Source organism: Curtobacterium sp. NPDC089991 (assembly GCF_044748425.1).
In the GTDB taxonomy this organism is placed as follows: Bacteria; Actinomycetota; Actinomycetes; order Actinomycetales; family Microbacteriaceae; genus Curtobacterium.
In genome coordinates, this window is record NZ_JBIVGB010000003.1 from 479,130 (window position 1) to 501,807 (window position 22,678).

Below are 22,678 nucleotides of genomic sequence, written 5' to 3' on the forward strand. Positions count from 1 at the left end.
CCGCACCGTGCCTCCCGGCCGGCACACGGGGCATTCCAGGAGGCGCGACGCGCGCGGGCGACGAGGAGTCGCCGCTGTCGGGGGTCGGGGAGTAAACTGAGCGCGCACGCACCGCGTTCCCGCGTGCCGCGTCGATTCCGGACGCAGCCGTCGATCACTTGATCGACGCGGGAACCGGGCCGTGACCGCCCCGCGGGGGCGTCACGTGCGTGTGACGACGCCGGATCCCGGCGCGGACCGTCGCACCCGGCGCCGAGCAGGCGCTCGCGGTGGAACGGTCCGCGGGACTCCACCGGACGTCCCGAAGCGGGGACCGGCGATGCGGTGGGCCACGGTGGCCCGCAGCCGAACCGGAGCCGTGTCAGGCCCCGGTGCAGGACTTCCGCCCCACGGGCGGCTCGCCCCGATGCGTGGGCGGAACAGGAGGAGCGTTGGCTCGATCAGGCACCCGGCGAGCTGCCGGCGGGACGCGGACCGCGTCACGTCGGACGAGGCCGCTGGACAACGACGGCGTGATCCCCGTCCTCGCCCGCGCGGTGCGCGAGGTCGAGGCGGCGGCGCAGCGCGGACCGCTCAAGGCGACGAACCGGACGAAGTTCCAGGCCGTCGCACTGCTCATGCGCGAAGAGCGCGCACGGGTGAAGGGCGACACCGACCTCACCGACTCGCAGCGCGCCGAGCAGCTCAAGCGGCTCGACGGCGTGGCGACGATCCTCGCGAAGACCGCGGCCCGCGACACCAGCGTCATCCAGCTGCTCGCGGAAGAGGTGCAGGTCTCCGAGGCGACCCGCGCCGTCAAGCGCGACATGATGATCGCCGGCGGCATGGAACTGCAGCCCGAGGACCTCGTCATCGCGGCGGAGCCCACCCCGGTCGCCGAGACCCCGGTGCGCGCGGTCACCCCGCAGGCGGTCGTGCAGCGTCAGCTCGCCAACCCGTTCCTGCCGCCGGACTTCGCACTCGCCGACCAGCCCGTCGCGCACCCGCGTCGCCTGGCGAACTGGGAGCTCTTCGGTCCGCTGTTCAAGTCGTTCGAGTACGGCGCAGGCGGGGGAGCGGCGACGATGCCGCTGCCCGAGCCGACCTCGCTGCACTCCCGCTCCGGCACCACCCTGATGAAGCACCAGGCCGAACTGGTCGCCGCCGCGTCGCAGGGGCACCGCACGTTCCTGCTCGCCGACGAGCCGGGCCTCGGCAAGACGGCGCAGTCGCTGCTCGCCGCCGACGCCGCCAACGCGTTCCCACTGCTCGTCGTGGTGCCGAACGTCGTCAAGACGAACTGGGCGCGCGAAGCCGAACGCTGGGTGCCGAACCACCGCGCCACCGTCATCCACGGGGACGGCAACGACCTCGACGGGTTCGCCGACATCATCATCGTGAACTACGAGATCCTCGACCGGCACGCCGGCTGGCTCGGCGGCTTCGGCTTCAAGGGCATGGTCGTCGACGAGGCGCACTTCATCAAGAACAAGGACTCGCAGCGCGCCCGCTTCGTGCTGCAGATCGCCGACCGCATCCGGCAGCGCACCGCAGCGCCGCTGCTCATGGCGCTGACGGGCACCCCGCTCATCAACTCGGTCGAGGACTTCCGCACCATCTGGGAGTACCTCGGCTGGATCGACGACAAGAAGCCCCGCGCGAAGCTCATGAACGAGCTCGAGGAGATCGGGCTGACCCCCGCCGACCAGGGCTTCTTCGTCGAGGCCCGTCGTGCCGTCATCGACCAGGGCATCGTCCGACGCCGCAAGGTCGACGTCGCCGCGGACATCCCGGCCCGCCGGATCGCTGACATCCCCGTCGAGCTCGACGGCGACGAGGGCCGCTCCATCCGCGACGCCGAGCGCGAGCTCACCGCGAAGCTCGTCCGCCGGTACCACCAGGCGCTCAACGCCCGCACCGGGCAGGACCCGGTCGTCGGCATCGACCACAAGCTCGTCCGGCAGGTCGCCCGCTGGGAGCTCGAGGACCAGGACGCCTCGTCGACCGGCGAGAACGTGTTCTCGATGGTCCGACGCATCGGTCGCGCCAAGGCCCAGCTCGCAGCGGACTACGCCGCGCAGCTCGCGTCGAACGTCGGCAAGGTCGTGTTCTTCGCGAAGCACCTCGACGTGATGGACCAGGCCGAAGAGGTCTTCGCTCGACGTGGCCTGCGCACCGCCACGATCCGCGGCGACCAGACGGCCACGCAGCGCACGGCGCAGATCGACTCGTTCGTGAACGACCCCGACGTCGCCGTGATCGTCTGCTCGCTCACCGCGGCCGGCGTGGGCCTGAACCTGCAGGTGGCGTCCAACGTCGTGCTCGCCGAGCTGTCGTGGACGAGCGCCGAGCAGACCCAGGCGATCGACCGCGTGCACCGCATCGGGCAGGAAGAGCCCGTCACCGCGTGGCGCATCATCGCCGCGCAGACGATCGACACGAAGATCGCCGAGCTCATCGATTCGAAGGCGTCCCTGGCCGCCCGCGCGCTCGACGGCTCGGACGAGGAACTCGTCGACTCCGGCGACATCCAGCTCGACGCCATGGCCGCGCTGCTGACCGAGGCGCTCGGGGGCTAGTTCGGGGGCTGTTTCGGCCGCAAAACACCGGTGTTCGCACTGCGAACCGCGTCATGCGCGTGTTCGGAGCGGGAACACCGGTGTTTTTGCTGCGTTGCCGCGTTGCTGCGTTGCCGCTCAGATGCGGGACTGCACCTCGGCCAGCGACGGGTTCGTCGCCGTGCTGCCGTCGGGGAACACGAGCGTCGGAACGGTCTGGTTGCCGCCGTTGACCTCGGCGACGAGTTCCGCCGTGCCCGGGGTCTGCTCGATGTCGACCTCGGTGAAGGGCACGCCGGCCTTCGTCATCTGGTTCTTCAACCGGGCGCAGTAGCCGCACCACGTGGTCGTGAACATCGTGACGCCGCCGGCTTCGGGGGTGAACTGCTCGCGGGTGATCGTGTCGCTCATGGCGCCAGGCTAACCCCGCTTTCTGGACGGCCTTGACGCGCTTATCCGATATAGCTAGGTTAAGCCGCATGGATCCGATCCAACGCATCACCGCCCCGACGCTCGACGTGCTCGACGCACTGCTGACCGTCGACGGCCCAGCATGGGGGTTGCTCGTCATCAAGGCCACCGGGCGTCAGGCCGGCACCGTCTACCCGATCCTCGAGCGACTCGAGCGGCAGGGGTGGATCACGTCGTCGTGGGACGACGAGACCAGCCGGCCGGGGCCGCGTCGTCGGCTCTACGAGTTCACGCCGGACGGGGTCGACGCCGCACGCGACCTCGTCGCCGCGCGTCCGTCCGCCGCGACGCCCGCTCGTCCGGCTCGCTCGGCCCACCGGCCGGTGACCTCGTGAGCGCGCTCGACCGGGCGCTCGTGGGGGTCGCCGTCGCCGTCTCACCCGCAGCACACCGCGCCGCCCGCCGCGAGCAGTGGCTCGCCGACGTGCGCGATGCCCACGAACTCGACCTCTCGCCGACCGCACTCGCGTTCGGCGCGTTCACCACGGCGCTGTTCCACCGACGCGCCGGCCACCGTTCCACCTGGGGGGACACCATGACCGCACTGCCGACACCCGTCCGTTCTGCACCGCACACCATCCGCACGATCCCGGTCCTCATCGCGCTCGCGGTGCTGTCCTACGTCGTCTCGGTGGGCGTCCTCGCGCTCCTGCAGCGGTACAACGGCCTGCCGGAGGCGCGCTTCGTCTTCGACATGGTCGGGATCGGGCTCGCGGTGGTGCCGGGCGCCGCTGTCGCGACGAGCGTCCTGCTGGTGTCGGACGTCGCACGCCGCCGCCGGGTCCTCGGCGCCGTTGCCGTGTTCGCCATCGCCGCAGTGTGGTGGGCGATCACGAGCGGTTCGCTCAACGTCCCCGTGTACGCCCCGGTCCAGGTCGGCGTCATCGCGGCTGGGCTGCTCGCGGTCTGGCTCGTGGTGCTCCGCCGACCGGTGTGGACGTACTCGCTCCTCGTCCTGCCCGTCGTCGCTGCCGTGCTGGTGTTCCCGCTCGCAGAAGCAGCGAACGGCTCGGGGATCCCGTACTCCGCGATGGCGCTGGTGTCGTGGATCGGGCAGCTCGTCCCGTTCCTGGTCGCCGTCGTCGGAGCCGTGGTGGCGTCACGGTTCTCCACCGATGCGCCCGCGGTGGTCGAGGCGCACGGTGAAGCCCTGGTAGACAAGACCGTGTGAGTGACACCCACCTCGAGATCGAGCGCACCTACGACCTGCCAGAGGGCGGTGCCCTGCCCGACCTCGTCGGCGCCGGTGGCATCCTCCGCACCGAGCACCAGGAGCCCTTCGAGCTCGATGCGACGTACTGGGACACCGAGCGGTACGACCTGGTGGCGGCGCGGGTCACGGTCCGCCGGCGGACCGGCGGCCCCGACGCCGGGTGGCACATCAAGCGCTCCGAGTCGGACACGGTCCGCCACGAGCAGCACTTCCCGCTGACCGACGACGCCGACACGGTGCCGACCGAGGTCCTCGCGGCGCTCTTCACCGAGCGACGCGGCCGTGGCCTGCGCCCCGTGGTCCGCATCACGACCACCCGCACCGTGACCCGCCTGCTCGACGAGGACGGCGACCAGGTCGCCGAGCTCGCCGACGACCAGGTGACCGCGCAGCGCCTCGACGACGACGCTCCCGAGACGCCGCGCACCTGGCGCGAGGTCGAGGTCGAGGTCGAGGCCGTCGCGGGCGTCGACCCGCAGGTCGCGCACGAGCTCTTCGCGGCCCTCGACGGGCGCTTCGCGGCTGTGGGTGCCGGCCCCGCCGCCGTCGCGTCCAAGCTGGCACGCGGGCTGGCTGGAGCACCGGCACCGCGCCTCCAGACCGAGGAGAAGCCGGACAAGGGCACGACCGCACGGGTCCTCGCGAAGCGGCTGCGGAAGCTGCGCGCTGCGCTGCTCGGCCAGGAATCGCGGCTCCGTTCCGGCGACGCGGCCGACCTCCGGCAGACGGCTGAGACCGCCCTCGAGATCGCCTCGATCCTCGGCGCCTACCGTCCGGCGTTCGCCGCCGGCGACACCGTCGACCGCGCCGCCGAGGCGGCCGACGGCCTGGCTGCCGTGACCGCGCGCGCAGCACTCAACGAGTACCTGATCGACCGGTTGCCGCGCGCGTCGACCCCGGCGCAGGACGACCTGGTCGACTCCATGACCCGCGAACGCATCCTGGCCTCGACCCGTGAGCGCCGCGACCAGTCGGTGCGGGACGTCGTCGCGTTCGTCCACGGCGAGCCGTTCCTCGAGCTGCTCGACGCGCTCGACGACGCCGTCGAACGACCGACCCCGACCGAGTGGTCGCTCCGTTCCCCGAAGAAGGTCGCGCAGGACGTCGGCGCCGTCGTGAAGCCGCACATCCGCGAGCTCGTCCGGGCCGCGGTCGCAGACGACACCTCGGACACCGCCGCCGAGCGCGAGGCCGCCGACCGTGCGACCACCGAAGCCGCCTGGCAGGGCACGATGCGGGCGCGGATGGCGATGGACGTCCTCGGTGACGACGCGTTCCCGCACGCGCTCTGGAAGCGGATCGGCAGCGCAGCCGACGTGCTGACCGAGCGTGTCCGATCGCTGCACGCGCTCGACGCGCTGCGGACCAACGCGGCGATCGCCGAACGCGGCGGCGAGGGGACGTTCGGGTACGGCGTGCTCGCGGGGGACCGGGTGCGCCTGGCCGAGGAGTCCTACGACGAGGCGGTGCACGCGCTCAACCGCGTGTGAGTCGCGGGCGCGGGCCGCGGGCGCTCGCTTCGTGAGCAGAAATGGTCGGGTGCCCGCGGGCAACCCGACCATTTCTGCTCACCAAGTCATCAGGCGGCGGGCGCCTCGTCGGCCAGCCCGAGCACGTCGAGCAACCAAGCGAGCTCGAACGCCCGCTCCTTCCACGAGGCGTACCGACCACTCACGCCACCGTGGCCCGCGGACATCTCGGTCTTCAGCAGCACCGGCGCCCCGACCTCGCGCAGCTTCGCGGTCCACTTCGCCGGCTCGACGTAGAGCACACGGGTGTCGTTGATCGACGTCACGGCGAGGATCCGTGGGTACTGCACGTCGTCGCGGACGTTCTCGTACGGGGTGTACTCGCTCATGTAGCGGTAGACCTCGGCGTCGTGCAGCGGGTCGCCCCACTCGTCCCACTCGATGACGGTCAGGGGCAGGTCGGGGTCGAGGATGCTCGTGAGCGCGTCGACGAACGGCACCGCGGCGACGATCCCGGCGAACCGGTCCGGTGCGATGTTCGCCACCGCACCCATCAGGAGCCCACCGGCGCTGCCGCCCTCGGCCACGAGCCGGTCCGCGGTGGTGCGGCCGGACTCGATCAGGTGGTCGGCGACCGCGACGAAGTCGGTGAACGTGTTCTTCTTCGTCAGGGTCTTGCCGTTCTCGTACCAGTGGCGACCCATCTCACCGCCACCGCGCACGTGGGCGACCGCGAAGACGACGCCGCGGTCGAGCATCGACAGACGCATGACGCTGAAGCCCGGGTCGATCGAGTGCTCGTACGAGCCGTAGCCGTACAGGTGGAGCGGCGAGGGGGTGTCCGCGTCGACGGCGTCGCGCCGCCAGACGAGCGAGATCGGCACGCGGGTGCCGTCCGCCGCCGTGGCCCAGTCGCGCTCCTGCGCGTAGTCGGCGGGGTCGTAGCCGCCGAGCACCGGCTGGCGCTTCAGGACCGTCACCTCGCCGGTCGCCAGGTCCAGGTCGCTGACCTCGGACGGCGTGACGAACGAGGTGAACCCGATGCGGAGCGTCGGCTGGTCCCACTCGGGGTTGCCGCCGAGCCCGGCCGAGAACAGTGCTTCGTCGAAGGGGACCTCGTGCGCGTCGCCGTACCCGTCACCCTCGATGGGGATGATCGCGATGCGGGGGAGCGCCTCGGAGCGGTACTCGAGCGCCAGGTGCCCGGCGAAGGCGTCGACGGACTCGATGCGGCGCTCGGTGTGGTGCGCCACGACGACCCGGCGGTCGCGCTCGGACGTGGGGTCGTCGGCGGGGACGTCGACGAGCTCGAAGTTCTCGGCACCGTCGTTGTGCAGCACCAGGAAGCGGTCGCTGCCGCCGACGATGGCGTGCTCGATCTCGTACTCGACGCCGTCGCGTCGCGGCCACACGACCTGGAACTCGCCGGTCGGGTCGGCGGCGTCGAGCACCAGGGCCTCGGACGTGATCTTCGACCCGAGCTCGATGACGATGTACTGCGACGACCGGGTGACGCCGACGCCGACCCAGTAGCGGTCGTCGGGCTCCTCGAAGACCACGACGTCGTCGGACGCGGCGGTGCCGACGGCGTGCCGCCAGATCTTGTCCGGACGCCACGACTCGTCGACGGTCGGGTAGAAGACGTACCGGCCGGCCGGGTCGAAGGTCGCGCCCGCCCCGGTGTTCGGGATGGCGTCGCCCAGGTCGGTGCCGGAGGCCAGGTCGCGCACGTGCAGGGTGTACCGCTCGTCGCCCTCGACGTCGATGCCGTAGACCAGGCGGGTGCCGTCGTCGCTGATGTCGTAGGTGCCGAGGGAGAAGAACTCGTGGCCGTCGGCCAGCGCGTTGCCGTCGAGGACGACCTGCTCGCCCGGGAGGGTCGACTCGCCCTCGACGACGGCCGGCGGGGTCCAGTCGTCCGGACCGGCGATCGGCGCACGGCAGTGCACGCCGTACTGGCTGCCCTCGGCCGTGCGGGTGAAGTACCACCAGTCGCCCATGCGCACCGGCACTGAGAGGTCGGTCTCCTGCACACGGTTCTTGACCTCGGCGAAGACGCGGTCGCGCAGCGGGGCGAGGTGGTCGGTGGCGGCGTCGGTGTAGGCGTTCTCGGCCTCGAGGTACGCCAGGGTGTCCGGCGACTCCTTGTCACGCAGCCACTCGTAGTCGTCGACGAAGTCGATGCCGTGGTGGGTCCGCGTCACGGGCCGCTTGGCGGCGGTGGGCGGGGTGGCCTGGGAGTGCTCGGTGCTCACCGTCCCACCCTATGCGCACGGCCCCGTGGCGAGCCGGGCGTCACGCCGCCCGGAACCGGTCGGACCGCGTCCGCCCGACCGCCCCGCCCGGAACCGGTCGGACCGCGTCCGCCCCGCCACCCCCGCGCGGACCCGTTGCTCGAACGCCTCGAGCTCGTCCACGACGGCCGGTGCGACCCAGGCGCGGTCACGCCGCCGCTCGGTGACCGGACGCAGCACCCCGGCGTGGACGAGGTCTGCGGCCACGGAGCCGGCCAGGTCCTCGTCGACCGGTCCGCCGTCGACACCGGCGAGGAGGTCCTGCAGTCGGGCCTCGGTCAGGACCGGGTCGTCGGAGAGCGCCCGCCCGACGACGGCGTGGGCACTCGTGGCACACGGACCCGCCATCCGGTCGGCCGCGTGCTCGTCGAGCAGCAGGGCGGTCACGGTCGCCTCGTCGCACACGGTGCCGATGGCGATCGCGACGTCTGCCACGAGGGCGTCCACGACCCCGTCGCGGTACCGCTCGAGGTGCCGGAAGTACCGGCCCCGATCCGCGGCGAGCGCGGTGGCGATCGGCGCGGTCACCGTCGTCGTGACGCCCCGGCGTCGCAGCACGGCGCTGATCAGCGCACGTCCGATCCGGCCGTTGCCGTCGGTGAACGGGTGGATGGACTCGAACTGGGCGTGCCCGATCGCGGCCTGGGCGATCGGGTGCAGGTCCGTCCGGTGCAGGAAGGCGAACAGGTCGGCCATGAGGGGCGCGACGAGCTCCGGCGGCGGCGGGACGTACGTCGCCAACCGCGGGGTGTCACCGCCACCGATCCAGTTCTGGACGCTGCGGTAGCGCCCGGCGTACCGCCCGTCGACCGGGTCGTCGCGCATGAGCAGCCGGTGCGCCTCGAGCAGCGCGGCCTCGGCGATCACGCCCGTGTCCGCTGCCGCGACCAACCCCTCGATCGCTCCGGCGGCGCGGACGACGACGGTCGCACTCGGGTTCGCGCGGATGCCCACGAGGGCTCGGGCGTAGTCGTCGAGCGACGCGGACTCGTCCTCGATCCGCGACGAGGCGACGGCCTCGGTCCGACCGATCACCGACCCGAGCGGCGCGAGCCGTAAACCTTGGTGGACGTCGAGCGACCGGAGCGCCGCGGCTGCGCGATCGAGCAGCGCCTCGGTCCGGGCGTCGGGCACCCACCGAACACGGGCGATCCGCGGCGGCAGCGACACCCGGACGGACGTGGTCATCCGATCGGCGCGGGAACCCCGGCGGGCGCTGCGCCACGGACGCTCCGCGCTGCCGTGCACGGGCCATCCGCGGTGCACGAGCACGCCGCTGTGCGCGGTCTGGCCCCCGAGCGCGATCGAGCCGTCGTGGACGTCCGGGGTCTCGTTCCGATGCACCATGCCGGGAGCGTAGGGACCCCCGGACGCCCGACGCCAGGAATTCGTATTTCGCCGGCCGCGTAGCGTTGGTGGCATGAGCAACTCCTTCGCGATCACCGGTGCCCACGTCGTCCCCGTCTCCGCCCCAGCCTTCGACGGCGGCGCGGTCGTCGTCGAGGACGGCCGCATCACCGCGATCGGCCCGGACGTCACACCGCCCCCGGGGATCACCGTGGTGGACGCAGCCGGTGCGTGGCTCGTCCCCGGGTTCGTCGAGTCGCACGGCCACGTCGGCATCCACGAGGAGGCGAACGGCGAGGCCGGCAACGACACGAACGAGATGACCGGCCCGAACATGGCCGGGGTCCGCGCGATCGACGCGATCGACATCGACGACGAGGGCTTCCGCGACGCGCTCGCCGGGGGCATCACGAGCATCGTCGTGAAGCCGGGGTCCGGCAACCCGATCGGCGGCCAGACCGTCGCCATCAAGACCTGGGGCGGGCGCACCGTCGACGAACAGCTGATCTCGGACTCGGTGAGCATCAAGAGCGCGCTCGGCGAGAACCCGAAGCGGGTGTACGGCGGCAAGGGCCAGACGCCGTCGACGCGCCTCGGCGTCGCGAAGATCATCCGTGACGCCTTCGTCGAGGCCCAGAACTACCGTGCCGCCCGTGACGCCGCCGCCGCGAAGGGTGAGCCGTTCGCGCGTGACCTGACGAAGGAGGCGCTCGTCCGGGTCCTCGACGGCGAACTCGTCTGGGACCAGCACACCCACCGCCACGACGACATCGCGACCGCCATCCGGCTGTCCGAGGAGTTCGGGTACCGACTCGTCGTGAACCACGGCACCGAGGCGCACAAGATCGCCAGCCTGCTCGCCGAGAAGGACATCCCGGTCATCTACGGCCCGCTGTTCACGAGCCGCTCGAAGGTGGAGCTCCGTGACCGAGGGATCCCGAACCTCGCCACCATCGCCGCCGCCGGCGTCCGGGTCGCGATCACCACCGACGCCCCCGTCGTGCCGATCGGCATGCTCGTCGACCAGGCCACCGCCGCGGTGAAGGAGGGCCTGCCCGCCCAGACCGCGCTCGAGGCGCTCACCGTCAACCCAGCCGAGTTCCTGGGCTTCGGTGACCGTGTCGGTCGACTGTCCGTGGGCCACGACGCCGACCTCGTCCTCTGGGACGGCGACCCCCTCGACGCGACCAGTCGCGCGACGCGCGTCTGGATCGACGGCCGCCAGGTCTTCGAGTGGGCGGACGGCGTCGGCGTCACCACCCCGCGCTGGTAGCGGGGGAGAGCCGGGAGGCCCGGATCGCGACGTGCCCGCACGTCGCGATCCGGGCCTCCCGTCCGTGGCGCCGGGGGCGCTGGGTGGTGACGGCCGGCTGACCCGGCCGGCTCAGACCTCGCGCGCCAGCAGGAACTCGTTGATGCGGTCCGTCAGGTCCGCGTCGACCGCACGGGCGTCGCCGTTCACGGAGCGGATCGGTGCCGCCTGCCGGACGCTCGACACGAGCCAGAGTGCGTCGGCGGCCTGCAGGTCGGCGAGCGTGACGAGTTCGTAGGCGGTCTCGATGCCCTCCTGCTCGGCGAAGCGGAAGACGTCGGCCTGCGTGGTGCCGGCCAGGATCCCGATGTCGGTGCGCGGCGTGACGAGCCGGTCGCCGACCTTCAGGATCAGGTTCGCGCGCGTGCCCTCGAGCACGTAGCCGTCGCTCGACACGAACAGGGCGTCGTCGGCACCGCGCCGGGCGGCCTCGCGCAGGGCGGCCATGTTGACCGCGTACGACAGGGTCTTCGCGCCCTGCAGCAGCCACGGCGAGGTGCGCTCGACGTCGTGTCGGTAGCCGCGGTCCAGCACGACGACGGAGATGCCCTCGGTGCGCGCGGCGGTCGAGTCGACCGAAGGTGCGGCGTACACCCAGCCGGTGGGTCGGTCGGTGCCCTCGACGCCACGGGTCAGGACGGTCTTCGCGAAGGCCTCGCGGACCGGGTCGAGCCGGGCGCAGACGGCCTCGATCGCCTGCCGCCAGGCGTCGGGGTCCGGCGCGGGCAGGTCGAGCATCGCGGCGGAGCGGCCGAACCGGTCGAGGTGCGCCTCGAGAGCCTGCGGACGACCGTCGACCACCGTGATCGTCTCGAACACGCCGTCGCCCCGGGTGATGCCGAGGTCCTGCACCTGCAGGTGCTCCTCGAGCGGCTTCGCCCAGGTGAAGGCGTCCGCTGCGGGGTCGTGCGGCGCGGCGTCGCGGGAGGGCTGGTTGAGGATCGCGAGCACGGTTTCGGTCATGCGCCCATCCAACCGCACGCGCGTCCGCGCACGTTGTGCGTGGGCGCGCTTTGTACGTGCGCGTCAGCTCGCGTCGGGCAGGGCTCCCATGAGCTTCCACACCGCCTGGGTGAGCTCGGGGTGCTGCAGCGCGATCCGGCGCAACCGGTGGTACTCCTCGCCGAGCGCGGTGCCCTGGCCGGACGCGGGGTGCATCGACCACTGGGCGTGCCGCTTGCCGATCGCGGCGTCGAGGTCGACCGCGTCGGCCCGGAGGATGAGCACGACCTGCTCGTCCACCGTGGGGAGCGTCGGCATGAACTCCCACGGGTCCTCGCCCTGACGGCTCCGGTGCTCGACGAGCATCGAGATCTCCTCCGCCGCCTCGGCGCGCAGCACTTCGAGGCTGCGCCCGGTCCTGCGGGGCTCAGCCATGGTGCCCCCGCAGCACGCCTGCCATGGGAAGAGCGTACGACACATCTTCGGCCAGACTGGACGGGTGACCCCGCGCGACGAGAGCAAGTCCCAACACCCCCGAGTGGTCGTCGTCTACCTGCTGCGCGACGGCGCGAGCGGGCCCGAGGTCCTGCTCGGGGAGAAGCGCCGCGGCCTCGGCACCGGCCGGCTGGTCGGCCCGGGCGGCAAGCGGGAGCCCGGTGAGACGGCGGTCGAGACCGCCGTGCGCGAGGTGCGCGAAGAGGTCGGCCTGCGTCTCGAGACGGTCGACCTGGAGGCCCGTGGCACGTTGGACTACCGGTTCCCGTACCGGCCGTCCTGGTCCCAGGTCTCGGACGTCTTCGTGTGTCGCCGCTGGCAGGGCAGCCCGTCGGGCTCCGACGAGCTCGAGCCGCGGTGGATCCCGGTCGCCGACGTCCCCTACGAGGCGATGTGGGACGACGCGAAGTACTGGCTGCCGGGGGTGCTCCGCGGGGGTGCGGTGCGTGCACGCTTCACGTTCGCCGACGACGACGCGACGGTCGCGGGCTTCACCGGGACGGGTGTCGAGACCCCCGCGTAGAGCGGATCAGCGGATCAGCGGGTCTGCTGGGTGCGGGTGCTGCCGGTGCGCGCTTCCTCGGCGGCGGCGATGACCTCGGCGTCCCCGCTGCGACCACCGAGGGGCCGGACGAAGAAGTCGATGATCCCGAACACGATCGCGCCGACCATGGCGAACATCGCCCAGCCGACGAAGAGCCCGGCGGTGTTCCGGCCGTCGGCGGGTGCGAGCACGATGCTCGCGACGTAGAAGCCGACCGTCAGCACGAGGAGCACGACGACGACGGTGACGAGGACGCGGTGCCAGGTGATGCGGGGGTTCATGCCCCCAGGATACGCGCCGCCGACGCCTCACCGGTCCGCGTGCCCGCACGGACGATGCACGTGCATCATGCGACAGAGCACGCGTTGTTCGACTGGTGCATCGTCGGAACATGCGCACGCAGTCGATGCATGCGCATCATGCGACAGAGCACGCGTTGTTCGACTGGTGCATCGTCGGAACATGCGCACGCAGTCGGTCTGCGCGAGCGGCGCGATCGTCAGGATGAGCTACCGGTCCGCGTGCCGGCCGTGCGGGGGCTCGTCCCCGGCGTCGACTCGGGCCGACGTGTCGGACCGAGCCGGCGCCCTGGAGCCCTCGGTGCGCGGGACGGGACGCGTGCGCGGTCCGGTCCCCGCGCCTCCCGGCCGCTGCACGGGGATGCGGCCGGTGGGGGTGGTCTCGGTCTCGAGGCCGTCGCGTCCGCCGGTGAAGACGTCACCGCCGACGCGGGCGTCCTCCCAGTCGTCGTCGCTCAGGACGCTCAGGGTGCCCGTCTCGGTGGACTCGAGGCCGTGGCGCTCGAGCTCGGCGTCGCGTTCCTTGCCGAGGAACTCACGGTTCGCGGTGTTGGCGTCCTGGAACATCGTCGTCCGCCCCGTGACGATGGCGCGGATGCGTCGGCGCTCCCACCACTTCTTGCCGAAGTACATGAGCACGAGGCCGACCGCGGCGTAGCAGCCCATCGTGATCAGGCCACGGGCCGGGCCGGGGCCGACGCCGTAGATCTGGTGCTTGATCATGTCGACCATGCTCGACCCGACGACGACGTTGTTGAGCCAGGCGAACGGCTCCGGCATGAACCACTTCGGGTACGCCCCACCGGACGACGGCATCGACAGGAAGACGAAGCAGATCATGGCGGGGGCCGCGATGAACCGGCCGACGAAGTAGCTCAGCCCGTTGACGGCGAGACCGATCGCGACGATCCACCCCCACGCGATGAGCACGAGCTGGATCCAGTGGCCGTGGATGGCGCCGACGACCGGACCGGCGAGCGTGTTCGTGATGAGGGAGATGACGAGGCCGCCGACGACGATGACGGTCATGCGGGTGCGGTGCCGGAGCGGGCCACCCATGATCCCGATGAACATCGCGACCATGTAGCCGCCGATGCACCAGGCGAGCATGACGTACATCGGGACGGTGCCGTACTCGTCCCACGCGGGCAGGGGAGCGAGCTCGGTGATCTTCGGGGTCGCGACCCCGATCCCGGTCAGGACCGCGCTCAGCGTCGCCGGTACGAGGCTCGCGACCTGGAACTGGTGGGCGCTCGCCTTGAAGAACTCGTTCGTCGCGGGGTCGTAGGCGACCGCCATCGAGCCGGCGATGACGTCACGCTTCGCTGCGGCCAGGGAGTCGTAGGTGTGGAACACGAACTCGCCCGGCAAGGCCTTCTGCACCGCAGCGACGAGTGTCGGGTCACTGCCGACCAGGGCGATCGGGACGTCGTGCGGGTGCGGTGCGTGGAACGCGAAGACGTAGCAGAGGCAGAAGCCGACGATGAAGAACAGCGGCATCCAGAGCTGCAGGCCGATGAGCTGGAGCGAGGGGTGCAACGTCGAGTACCAGCGGCGGTACGCACTGTGCTGCTGCGGTGCCGGCACGGGTGCCTGTCGGCGCGGAGCCGGTCGGGTGGAACCGGCGACCTTCGCGCCGCGACGGGGCTTGGTCCCGCGGGCCGAGGGCCGGGTGCTGCGTGGCTTCGGCGCCGACGTCGGCCGGGACCCTCCGGGACGTTCCGGGGTGTCGTCGTTCCTGTTGACGTCGTTCCGCGGCGTGCTCACTCGGCGCTGTGCTCCTGTTCTCGGACGGAGCGCCAGGATACGCCGAGGCCCTCAGGAGCGGCTGCGTGACGCCTGCGCCGAGTCCATCGCGAGTTCTTCGGCGTCGAGGGTCACGAGCACGCGGCGCATGACCTCTTCGTCGAGGTTGCCCTTCTCGCGCTCCTCGAGCACGATCTCGCGTCGGCGGTCGAGCAGCTCGCGCCGGATGTCCTGGATCTGCGAGCCACGCAGGCGCATCGGGGCGTTGCGCTCCTCGACCTCTTCTTCCAGGGCGTCCTGCCGGAACGTCTCGACCTGCCGCTCGAGCCGTGCCTTCAGCCGGTTCACCACGGAGTCGACGGCGACGGCGCCGTACTGCTTCGACCAGTCCGGCCGTCGCTTCTCGAGCAGCTCGATGGCGGCCTCGGTCGTGCGCTGGTTCAGTCGCATCTCGCTCCGGACGTCCTCTTCGCCCTCGGCCGGGTCCTGCACCTTGAGTGCACGGATGACGAAGGGCAGGGTCAGGCCCTGCAGCAGCAGCGTGCCGACGGTGACGAAGAACGCGATGATGAAGATCGTGTCCTGCGCGGGGATCTGCGTCGGGCTCGCGACCACGGACACCGCGGCGGCGAGGGTCACCACGCCGCGCATGCCGGTCCACGAGATGACGGTGAGCTCGCGCCAGTTGAGCTTCGGCTCGGCCGTCCCGCGCATCCACCGCAGTGACGGGTGGCCGCGGGAGAGCTTGATGCGCAGCGGACGGAGCCATCGCCCGTTGAAGCGGTTGCGCACGTACGACTCGAAGATGAAGAGGGGCCGCACCAGGATCACGACGCCGAGCACCACGGCGGCGGCGGTGAGTGTCTGGCCGAGACTCCGTTCGCTCTCGACCAGGTCCTGCACCACGGTGTTGAGCTGCAGGCCGATCAGGGCGAAGACGAAGCCCTCGAGGATGACGTCGATGCTGGTCCACAGCGGGCGCTCCTGCAGGCGGGTGGCGTAGCCCTCCTTCGGCGAGTTGTAGCCGATGTACAGGCCGGCCGTGACGACCGCGATGACGCCGGAGCCGGAGAGGTCCTCGGCCAGGATGTACGCGACGAAGGGCAGCAGGATGCTCATGATCGTCTCGACCACGGGGTCGTTGAGCCGCATCCGGATCCAGTGCACGACGACGCCGAGCACGATGCCGACGGCCAGGCCGACGCCGATCGCCAGGCCGAAGATGCCGAGGTCCTGCCAGACGGTGAGCGACGTCCCGGCGATGATCAGGGTGAACACGCGCACCAGGGTCAGGGACGCGGCGTCGTTGATCAGGCTCTCGCCGGACAGCACCGTCATCACCCGGCGGGGGAGCCCGAGCTTGCGACCGATCGCGGCGGCGGACACGGCGTCCGGCGGGGCGACGATCGCACCGAGCAGGATCGCCGCGGGCAGGGTCATGTCCGGGATCAGGAAGTACGCCACCGCGCCGACCACGAGTGCCGTCACGATGACCAGGAAGATGCCGAGACGCCGGATCTGCTTGATCGACGTCCGGAAGCTCTGCCACGACACGTCGAGCGCCGCCGAGTAGAGCAGCGGCGGCAGGATCACCGTCAGGATCACCTCGGAGTCGATCTCCATCGCGGGCAGCCCCGGCAGGAACGACGCTGCGAGCGCGACCGCCGTCACGAGCAGGGGAGCGGGGAGTCCCTTCGCCCGTGCGAACCCGGTCACCGCGAGCGATCCGACCAACAGGATGAGGAGCTCGACGGTGTCCATGGGACTCATTCTCGCATCGGCATGGTTCCGAATCTGAACGAGTCTGAAGCTCCGGTGAACAGCAGGTTGCCGATCAGGTTTGCTCCGGAGGCCGTCGATGGGGAACACTGGCCCGCGGTGGACATCACACTCATAGTCGTCCTGGTCATCGCGTTGGCCCTCTTCTTCGACTTCACAAACGGTTTTCACGACACCGCCAACGCGATGGCGACTCCGATCGCGACCGGGGCCATGAAGCCCAAGGTCGCGGTCACGGTCGCCGCGGTGCTCAACCTCGTCGGTGCGTTCCTCAGCACCGCGGTGGCGACCTCGATCTCGCACGGCCTCATCAACGAGGGCCCGGGCGGCGTCGCGATCTCACCGGAGATGATCTTCGCGGGGCTCATCGGAGCGGTCGTGTGGAACATGATCACGTGGCTCCGCGGGCTGCCGTCGTCGTCGTCGCACGCGCTGTTCGGCGGACTGATCGGAGCTGCGATCGTCGGCGCCGGGTTCCAGTCCGTCAACTACGTCGCGCTGCTGACGGTCGTCATCATCCCGGCCTTCGCGTCCCCGGTGATCGCGTCGCTCGTGTCGTTCCTGTCGACACGCATCGCGTACCGGATCACGAAGCGCCCGGTGTTCCCGAACGAGCGCGGTGGCTTCCGTGTCGGGCAGATCTTCACCTCGTCGATGGTGTCGCTCGCGCACGGCACGAACGACGCCCAGAAGACGATGGGTGTCATCACGCTGACGCTGATCGCCTCCGGGGCGCAGTCGTCGAACCAGGGCGTGCAGTTCTGGGTCGTCGTCGCCTGTGCCCTGGCGATCGCGCTCGGCACCTACACGGGCGGGTGGCGCATCATCCGCACGCTCGGGTCCGGCATCACCGAGATCCGGGCCACCCAGGGCTTCGCCGCCGAGGCCTCGACCGCCGCGACGATCCTGGCGTCCAGCCACCTCGGCTTCGCGCTCTCGACCACGCAGGTGTCCTCCGGCTCGATCATCGGCGCCGGGCTCGGCCGCCGCGGCTCGAAGATCCAGTGGTCCACCGCCGGCAAGATCGTCATCGCCTGGTTCATCACGCTGCCCGCCGCCGCAGCCGTGGGCGCGGTGGCGTCGGGCATCGCACGTCTGGGCGTCATGGGGCTCGTCATCGACGCCATCGTCGGCGCCGCCGTGATCCTCGGCCTGTACCTGTGGTCGCTCCGGAAGCCGCACGAAGGCGCCTCGGCCATCGAGGTCGACGTCGCCGCGAACGCCGTGTACACCCGCAAGGAACTGCGCGATCTGCAGCGCAAGAAGCGCGCCGACGCCGTCGCGGACCGCCGCGCAGCACTGAGCCGCGAGCGCACACTCCGCCGCATGGCCGCACGCAAGGGAGGCCGTCGCTGATGGGTATCGCGCTTGACGGACGCCGTTTCGCATTCCTCACGGTGGGAGATCGCTGATGGGTATCGACTGGTTCGCGTTCGTCACCGTGGCGCTCGTCGCCGTGGTCTCGTCGTGCTTCGTCGTCGCCGTGTACTCCGTCGGTCTCCGGTTCTGGAGCGCCGCGGACACCCGCGCGGGCAAGTTCACCGTGAAGGACGACGGCACGATCGGTCCGGCGACCGCCGGGTTCCCGAACCCCGCCGGAGCGACGACCGCGGTGCGTGCCTTCCGTGCGCTCGCGATCCTCTGCTACGCGGTCTGCGGCGCCGTCGTGCTGTACGGCATCTACCTCATCGTCCCCCAGTTCCACTGACGCGGGGCGCGCGCGACGCGCGTTTCGTGAGTAGAAATGGTCGAGTGCGTTCCGGCGACCCGACCATTTCTGCTCACCATCCACGGGCACGCGATCGCTCGCGTCCACCGGACGGGAGGCCCGTGGCGGCCTGGCACCGTGCCTCCCGTCCGGCTGGGTGTGGGCGGCGCTGACGCGACGCGAGCTTCGTGAGCAGGAATGGTCGGGTGCGTTCCAGCGACCCGACCATTCCTGCTCACCATGTGCGCGGTCCCGCCCGGTTCCCGGACCGGCCGGACGGACTGGGCTAGCCTCGACGTGTGACCGGCAACGAAGCAGCACAGGCCCCCACCGGGGCGCAGACCCGTACCGAGAGCGACTCGCTGGGGTCGCGCGAGGTCCCGATCGACGCGTACTGGGGCATCAACACCCTGCGGGCACTGGAGAACTTCCCGATCACGTCGGTGCCGATCTCGGTGTACCCGGACCTCATCGAGGCGCTCGCCACCGTGAAGCAGGCGGCAGCGCGGGCGAACCGGGCGATCGGTGTCCTCGACGACGAGCGTGCCGACGCCATCGACCGTGCTGCTCAGGAGGTGCGGGACGGCGCCCTGCGTGAGCAGTTCGTCGTCGACATCGTGCAGGGCGGTGCCGGTACGAGCACGAACATGAACACGAACGAGGTCCTGGCGAACCGGGCCCTCGAGCTCCTCGGCCACGAGCGGGGCGACTACGGGTACCTGCACCCGATCGACCACGTGAACCGCAGCCAGTCGACGAACGACACGTACCCGACGAGCATCAAGATCGCGATGATCTTCTCCGCCCGGCGGCTCATCGAGCAGCTCGAGCAGCTCTCCGCGGCGTTCGCCGAGCGGGGGAACGCCTTCGCCGACGTGCTCAAGGTCGGCCGCACGCAGCTGCAGGACGCCGTGCCGATGACCCTCGGGCAGGAGTTCACCGGCTTCTCGCACACGATCCAGGAGGACGCCGACCTGCTCCGCAAGGTCCTGCCGCTGCTGGCCGAGATGAACCTCGGTGCGACGGCGATCGGCACCGGGATCACCGCGGACCCGCTCTACCGCGACGAGGTCCGCCGGCAGCTGCAGGACGCCAGCGGCATCGACGTCGTGACGGCACCGGACCTGATCGAGGCGACGAGTGACGCCGGTGCCTTCATGACGCTGTCCGGCACGGTGAAGCGCAGTGCCGCGAAGCTCTCGAAGATCTGCAACGACCTGCGGCTGCTCGCGTCGGGGCCGCAGGCGGGACTCGGCGAGATCACCCTGCCGGCGCGCCAGGCAGGCTCGTCGATCATGCCGGGCAAGGTGAACCCGGTGATCCCCGAGGTCGTGAACCAGATCGCGTTCGCCGTGGTCGGCGCCGACACCACCGTGACGATGGCGGCCGAGGGCGGTCAGCTCCAGCTCAACGCGTTCGAACCGATCATCGCGCACTCGATCCTGCAGTCGCTGCAGTGGATGTCACGGGGCTGTGCGACGTTGCGCGAGCACTGCGTGACGGGCATCGAGGCGAACGAGGCGAAGCTCGCTGCGCAGGTCGACACGAACGTCGGCGTGGTCACGGCCCTGACCCCGTACATCGGCTACGCGGCTGCGGCGTCGATCGCGCACACCGCACTGACCACGTCGACGCCGATCTCGACGCTCGTCGTGGCCGCCGGCCTGATGGACGAGGACCAGGTGCAGCGCGTGCTGAGCCCGGCGCGGCTGTCCGGCATCGAGCTCGCGACCGGTGCGATCCCGGTGGTCACCGAGGAGATGCTGGACCAAGCGGCACGCGAGCGCTGACGCCCACGCGCAACCAGCGCAACCCGCGCGACCACCTCAGGGCATCGGCGCCTCGCCGACGCGCACCTGCTGGGCCACGTCGCGCAGGTGTTCCTGCTCCGGGGTCGGCTCGGCGTCCTCGTCGGCGGCGACCTGGGCCGCGGTGGTCCGGACGTTCCGCGCGGCGGCGATGTCGGCGTCCCGCCAGCGGGCGAGCGTGAAGTTGCGCGTGACGTCGCGCAGCGGCAACCGGATCGACTCGTCGGCCTCGATGCCGGCCAGGAGCTGCCGCATCCGGATCACCTCGGAGTCGAGCTCACCGCCGACCACGAGCACGAAGTTCGAGATGTACAGGTAGACGAGCAGCAGGATCCCGCCGCCGAGCCACCCGTACGCACGGTTCCCGCCGCCGATCGTCTCGACGTAGACGGCGAAGCCGAGGGTCGCGAGCGCCCAGGTGACGATGGCGAACGCGGCACCGGCGGACACCCACCGCAGCTGCGGCGTCTTCACGTTCGGGGTCGCGTAGTACAGGACCGCGACCATCACGACGAGGTCGGCAGCGAGCACGGGCCACTTCACGACGTTCCACACGTCGTCGATCCACGGCGCCCACCCGAACGACGCGACGATCGCCGCCGAGATCGTCGGGGTGCCGAGCAGGATCACGATCGCGATCGCCCCGCCCGCCATCACGAGCAGGGTCACGAGGAGCATCATGCTGCGGAACTTCCAGATCCGCCGACCCTCCTCGACCTCGTACGAGGTGTTCATCGCCCGCCCGAACGCCGTCGCGTACCCGGACAGCGACCACAGCGTCAGCACGACGCCGGTCGCGAAGCCGAGCCACGGGTTGTCGAGGGTCAGCAGCTGGCGCAGCGGGGTCTCGAGGTGCTGCGCCGTCTCCGGGCGCAGGATGAACCCGAGCACACCGATGATGTCGGCCAGGCTGTCGCCCTTGCGGTCGACGATCGACAGTGCGGAGACCACGGTCAGCGCGGTGGGGAACACGGTCAGCAGCGCGAAGAACGTCAGCGACGCCGCCGCGTCGACGACGCGGTGCCGGATGACCGAGTGGTAGGTGCGCCGGACGACGGCGCGGACTCCCGTCCGCTGGAGGTCGCGCGATGCGCTGTCCGGCATGCGTTGTACGGTACCCGACACGTGACGTCACGCCGTGCCGTGGTCGCGCCGCGGTGCGGACGGGAGGCCCGTGGCGGGCCCGCCCCGCGCCTCCCGTCCGCCCGTGGTCGCGTCGACCCCGTCAGAGCGACACGATCCCGCCACGGTCTGCCGTCCGTCTCGCGAAAGCGACAGACGTCCGCGGAAGGTTCGCGCAGATCTGTCGCTTTCGCGGGAGGGCCTGCGGCCGCTCGCCGGTCAGTTGGCGTGGGGGTGCAGGGCGTCGTAGCGGCGGAAGGAAGGGACGAGGCGGAGGAGCAGCGCGACGAGCGCCACGATGAGCACGCCGCCGATGATCGGCGGGTACGCGATGCCGGCCGCGACGACCAGGCCCGCGTAGAGGTCACCGAGCCGTGGACCTCCTGTGACGACCACGATGAAGATGCCCTGCAGCCGGCCGCGCATGCCGTCCGGCGACGCCGCCTGCAGGATCGTGTTCCGGAACACCGAGCTGACGTTGTCCGCACCGCCGGCCGCCGCCAGGAACAGCGCCGCCAACCCGAGCGCGGGCAGGATCCCGACCGAGAATGACTCGCCCGAGCGTCCGCCGAGCACGTGCGCGAGCGCGATGACGACGCCGAACGCCGCGATCGCGCCGCCGTACGCGGTGATGGCCCAGCCGACCGCCTCGCCCTGGCGGCGCACGTGCCCGAGCGGCCCGGAGAAGACGCTCGACAGCAGTGCGCCGATCGCGTAGGCGGCCGTGAGGGTGCCGACGGTGATCGATCCGCCGCCGATCACGAGCGCCCCGATCGCGGGGAACAGGACGCGGGGCTGGCCGAACGTCATCGCGACGATGTCGAGCACGAACGTCATGGTGATGTTGCGCGACCTCCGCAGGAACCGCGCGCCCTCGACCAGGGAGCTCAGGCCCGGGCGGAGGGCACCGTGGTCGGCCGCCATCCGCGGCAGCGTGAACACTCCGAGGAACGCGAAGGTGAACAGGACGACGTCGATCGTGTAGGTCGGCGCGAACCCGACGCTCGCGATCAGGACGCCGGCGACGGCCGGTCCGACGGTGACCTGGAACCCCGAGGCGATCCCGCCCAGGGCGCTCGCCGCGGGCAGCAGGTCGGTGCCGACGAGTCGCGGGACGATCGCCGAACGCGAGGCATTGCTCACGGTCGCGGCGACGGCGTTCACGGTCGCCAGGACGTAGAGCAGTGGGACGCTGTGCAGCCCGAGCCACGAGTGGGTGGCGATGAGGGCGACCGCGACCCAGGCGATGATCGACGACACGAGTGCGACGGTGCGCCGGTCGAAGGCGTCGGCGAGCATGCCGCCGTACAGGCCGGCGACCACCATCGGCAGCAGGGCGATGACCCCCACGAGCGCCACGGCGAAGGTGGAGTGCGTGATCTCGTACACCTCGAGCCCGACCGCCACCGTGGTCATCTGCGTGCCGATGCCGGCGATCGCGGTGCCCGCCCAGAGCCGGGCGAAGGCGGGGGATCGGCGGAGCGGGGTGAGGTCGGCGAGCAGGCGGCGGCGCGGCGGTGCGGGAGTGGGTCGTGTCACGGTGGAACCATTCTGCGGCCTGGGTGGCCGTTGCGTCTGCCGTTGCCGCGCTC

19 protein-coding genes are annotated in these 22,678 nt (G+C 71.1%); 9 read left to right on the forward strand and 10 right to left on the reverse strand.

The window, feature by feature from the left end:
• The first annotated feature begins 431 nt into the window (after nt 1-431).
• The gene (locus ACIPV1_RS11560) at nt 432-2,558 is read left to right on the forward strand and encodes a DEAD/DEAH box helicase (RefSeq protein WP_402726404.1); all 2,127 of its coding nucleotides are present in this window, start codon (nt 432-434) and stop codon (nt 2,556-2,558) included.
• 117 nt (nt 2,559-2,675) lie between these two features.
• On the opposite strand, the gene ACIPV1_RS11565 is transcribed toward ACIPV1_RS11560, so the two are convergent.
• A complete protein-coding gene (locus ACIPV1_RS11565) occupies nt 2,676-2,948 on the reverse strand; it encodes a mycoredoxin (protein ID WP_123293947.1) in 273 nt (90 codons plus the stop codon).
• 68 nt (nt 2,949-3,016) lie between these two features.
• On the opposite strand from ACIPV1_RS11565, the gene ACIPV1_RS11570 reads away from it, so the two are divergent.
• From ACIPV1_RS11570 to ACIPV1_RS11580, 3 genes are read left to right on the forward strand one after another with little or no spacing between them, the layout of a single operon-like run.
• On the forward strand, nt 3,017-3,343 hold the full coding sequence (locus ACIPV1_RS11570; protein ID WP_123293946.1) for a PadR family transcriptional regulator: 327 nt from the start codon (nt 3,017-3,019) through the stop codon (nt 3,341-3,343).
• On the forward strand, nt 3,340-4,179 hold the full coding sequence (locus ACIPV1_RS11575; protein WP_402726405.1) for a hypothetical protein: 840 nt from the start codon (nt 3,340-3,342) through the stop codon (nt 4,177-4,179). The genes ACIPV1_RS11570 and ACIPV1_RS11575 overlap by 4 nt, the downstream gene beginning before the upstream one ends.
• Complete coding sequence (locus ACIPV1_RS11580; RefSeq protein ID WP_402726406.1) at nt 4,176-5,711, forward strand: CYTH domain-containing protein; 1,536 nt, start codon at nt 4,176-4,178, stop codon at nt 5,709-5,711. Before ACIPV1_RS11575 ends, ACIPV1_RS11580 begins: the two co-directional genes overlap by 4 nt.
• 89 nt (nt 5,712-5,800) lie before the next feature.
• Here the strand turns inward: ACIPV1_RS11580 and ACIPV1_RS11585 are convergent, their stop codons facing one another.
• The gene (locus ACIPV1_RS11585; RefSeq protein WP_402726407.1) at nt 5,801-7,945 is read right to left on the reverse strand and encodes a S9 family peptidase; all 2,145 of its coding nucleotides are present in this window, start codon (nt 7,943-7,945) and stop codon (nt 5,801-5,803) included.
• A 9-nt stretch (nt 7,946-7,954) separates the two neighbouring features.
• Nucleotides 7,955-9,331: a Fic family protein gene (locus ACIPV1_RS11590; RefSeq protein ID WP_402726408.1), complete on the reverse strand. Its 1,377-nt coding sequence runs from the start codon at nt 9,329-9,331 to the stop codon at nt 7,955-7,957.
• A 73-nt stretch (nt 9,332-9,404) separates the two neighbouring features.
• On the opposite strand from ACIPV1_RS11590, the gene ACIPV1_RS11595 reads away from it, so the two are divergent.
• Nucleotides 9,405-10,604: an amidohydrolase gene (locus ACIPV1_RS11595; protein WP_402726409.1), complete on the forward strand. Its 1,200-nt coding sequence runs from the start codon at nt 9,405-9,407 to the stop codon at nt 10,602-10,604.
• A 111-nt stretch (nt 10,605-10,715) separates the two neighbouring features.
• On the opposite strand, the gene ACIPV1_RS11600 is transcribed toward ACIPV1_RS11595, so the two are convergent.
• Together ACIPV1_RS11600 and ACIPV1_RS11605 are read right to left on the reverse strand one after the other, a co-directional pair.
• Entirely contained in the window at nt 10,716-11,606 is an 891-nt protein-coding gene (locus ACIPV1_RS11600; protein WP_402726410.1) for an aminodeoxychorismate lyase, read from the reverse strand.
• Between the two features lie 63 nt (nt 11,607-11,669).
• Nucleotides 11,670-12,020, reverse strand: a complete 351-nt coding sequence (locus ACIPV1_RS11605) for a tryptophan synthase subunit alpha (protein WP_131921691.1) — start codon at nt 12,018-12,020, stop codon at nt 11,670-11,672.
• A gap of 64 nt (nt 12,021-12,084) precedes the next feature.
• Between ACIPV1_RS11605 and ACIPV1_RS11610 the strand changes: the two genes are divergently transcribed.
• On the forward strand, nt 12,085-12,603 hold the full coding sequence (locus tag ACIPV1_RS11610) for an 8-oxo-dGTP diphosphatase (protein ID WP_402726411.1): 519 nt from the start codon (nt 12,085-12,087) through the stop codon (nt 12,601-12,603).
• Between the two features lie 14 nt (nt 12,604-12,617).
• Here the strand turns inward: ACIPV1_RS11610 and ACIPV1_RS11615 are convergent, their stop codons facing one another.
• From ACIPV1_RS11615 to ACIPV1_RS11625, 3 genes are all read right to left on the reverse strand, one after another.
• Nucleotides 12,618-12,905 carry a hypothetical protein gene (locus ACIPV1_RS11615; RefSeq protein WP_111084562.1) on the reverse strand — a complete coding sequence of 96 codons (288 nt, stop codon included), beginning with the start codon at nt 12,903-12,905 and terminating at the stop codon, nt 12,618-12,620.
• 228 nt (nt 12,906-13,133) lie between these two features.
• Complete coding sequence (locus ACIPV1_RS11620; RefSeq protein WP_402726412.1) at nt 13,134-14,510, reverse strand: ABC transporter permease; 1,377 nt, start codon at nt 14,508-14,510, stop codon at nt 13,134-13,136.
• A 231-nt stretch (nt 14,511-14,741) separates the two neighbouring features.
• A complete protein-coding gene (locus ACIPV1_RS11625) occupies nt 14,742-16,430 on the reverse strand; it encodes a sodium:proton antiporter (RefSeq protein ID WP_123673407.1) in 1,689 nt (562 codons plus the stop codon).
• Nucleotides 16,431-16,547: 117 nt separating this feature from the next.
• Between ACIPV1_RS11625 and ACIPV1_RS11630 the strand changes: the two genes are divergently transcribed.
• The 3 genes from ACIPV1_RS11630 (at nt 16,548) to ACIPV1_RS11640 (ending at nt 19,946) form a co-directional block, all read left to right on the forward strand.
• Entirely contained in the window at nt 16,548-17,804 is a 1,257-nt protein-coding gene (locus tag ACIPV1_RS11630) for an inorganic phosphate transporter (protein ID WP_123938824.1), read from the forward strand.
• A 55-nt stretch (nt 17,805-17,859) separates the two neighbouring features.
• Entirely contained in the window at nt 17,860-18,156 is a 297-nt protein-coding gene (locus ACIPV1_RS11635) for a hypothetical protein (protein ID WP_123293936.1), read from the forward strand.
• A 299-nt stretch (nt 18,157-18,455) separates the two neighbouring features.
• A complete protein-coding gene (locus ACIPV1_RS11640) occupies nt 18,456-19,946 on the forward strand; it encodes an aspartate ammonia-lyase (RefSeq protein ID WP_131878594.1) in 1,491 nt (496 codons plus the stop codon).
• Between the two features lie 36 nt (nt 19,947-19,982).
• Here the strand turns inward: ACIPV1_RS11640 and ACIPV1_RS11645 are convergent, their stop codons facing one another.
• Together ACIPV1_RS11645 and ACIPV1_RS11650 are read right to left on the reverse strand one after the other, a co-directional pair.
• Entirely contained in the window at nt 19,983-21,068 is a 1,086-nt protein-coding gene (locus ACIPV1_RS11645) for a YihY/virulence factor BrkB family protein (protein ID WP_123293934.1), read from the reverse strand.
• A gap of 237 nt (nt 21,069-21,305) precedes the next feature.
• Nucleotides 21,306-22,625 carry an MFS transporter gene (locus ACIPV1_RS11650; protein WP_131878598.1) on the reverse strand — a complete coding sequence of 440 codons (1,320 nt, stop codon included), beginning with the start codon at nt 22,623-22,625 and terminating at the stop codon, nt 21,306-21,308.
• Between the last annotated feature and the right edge of the window lie 53 nt (nt 22,626-22,678).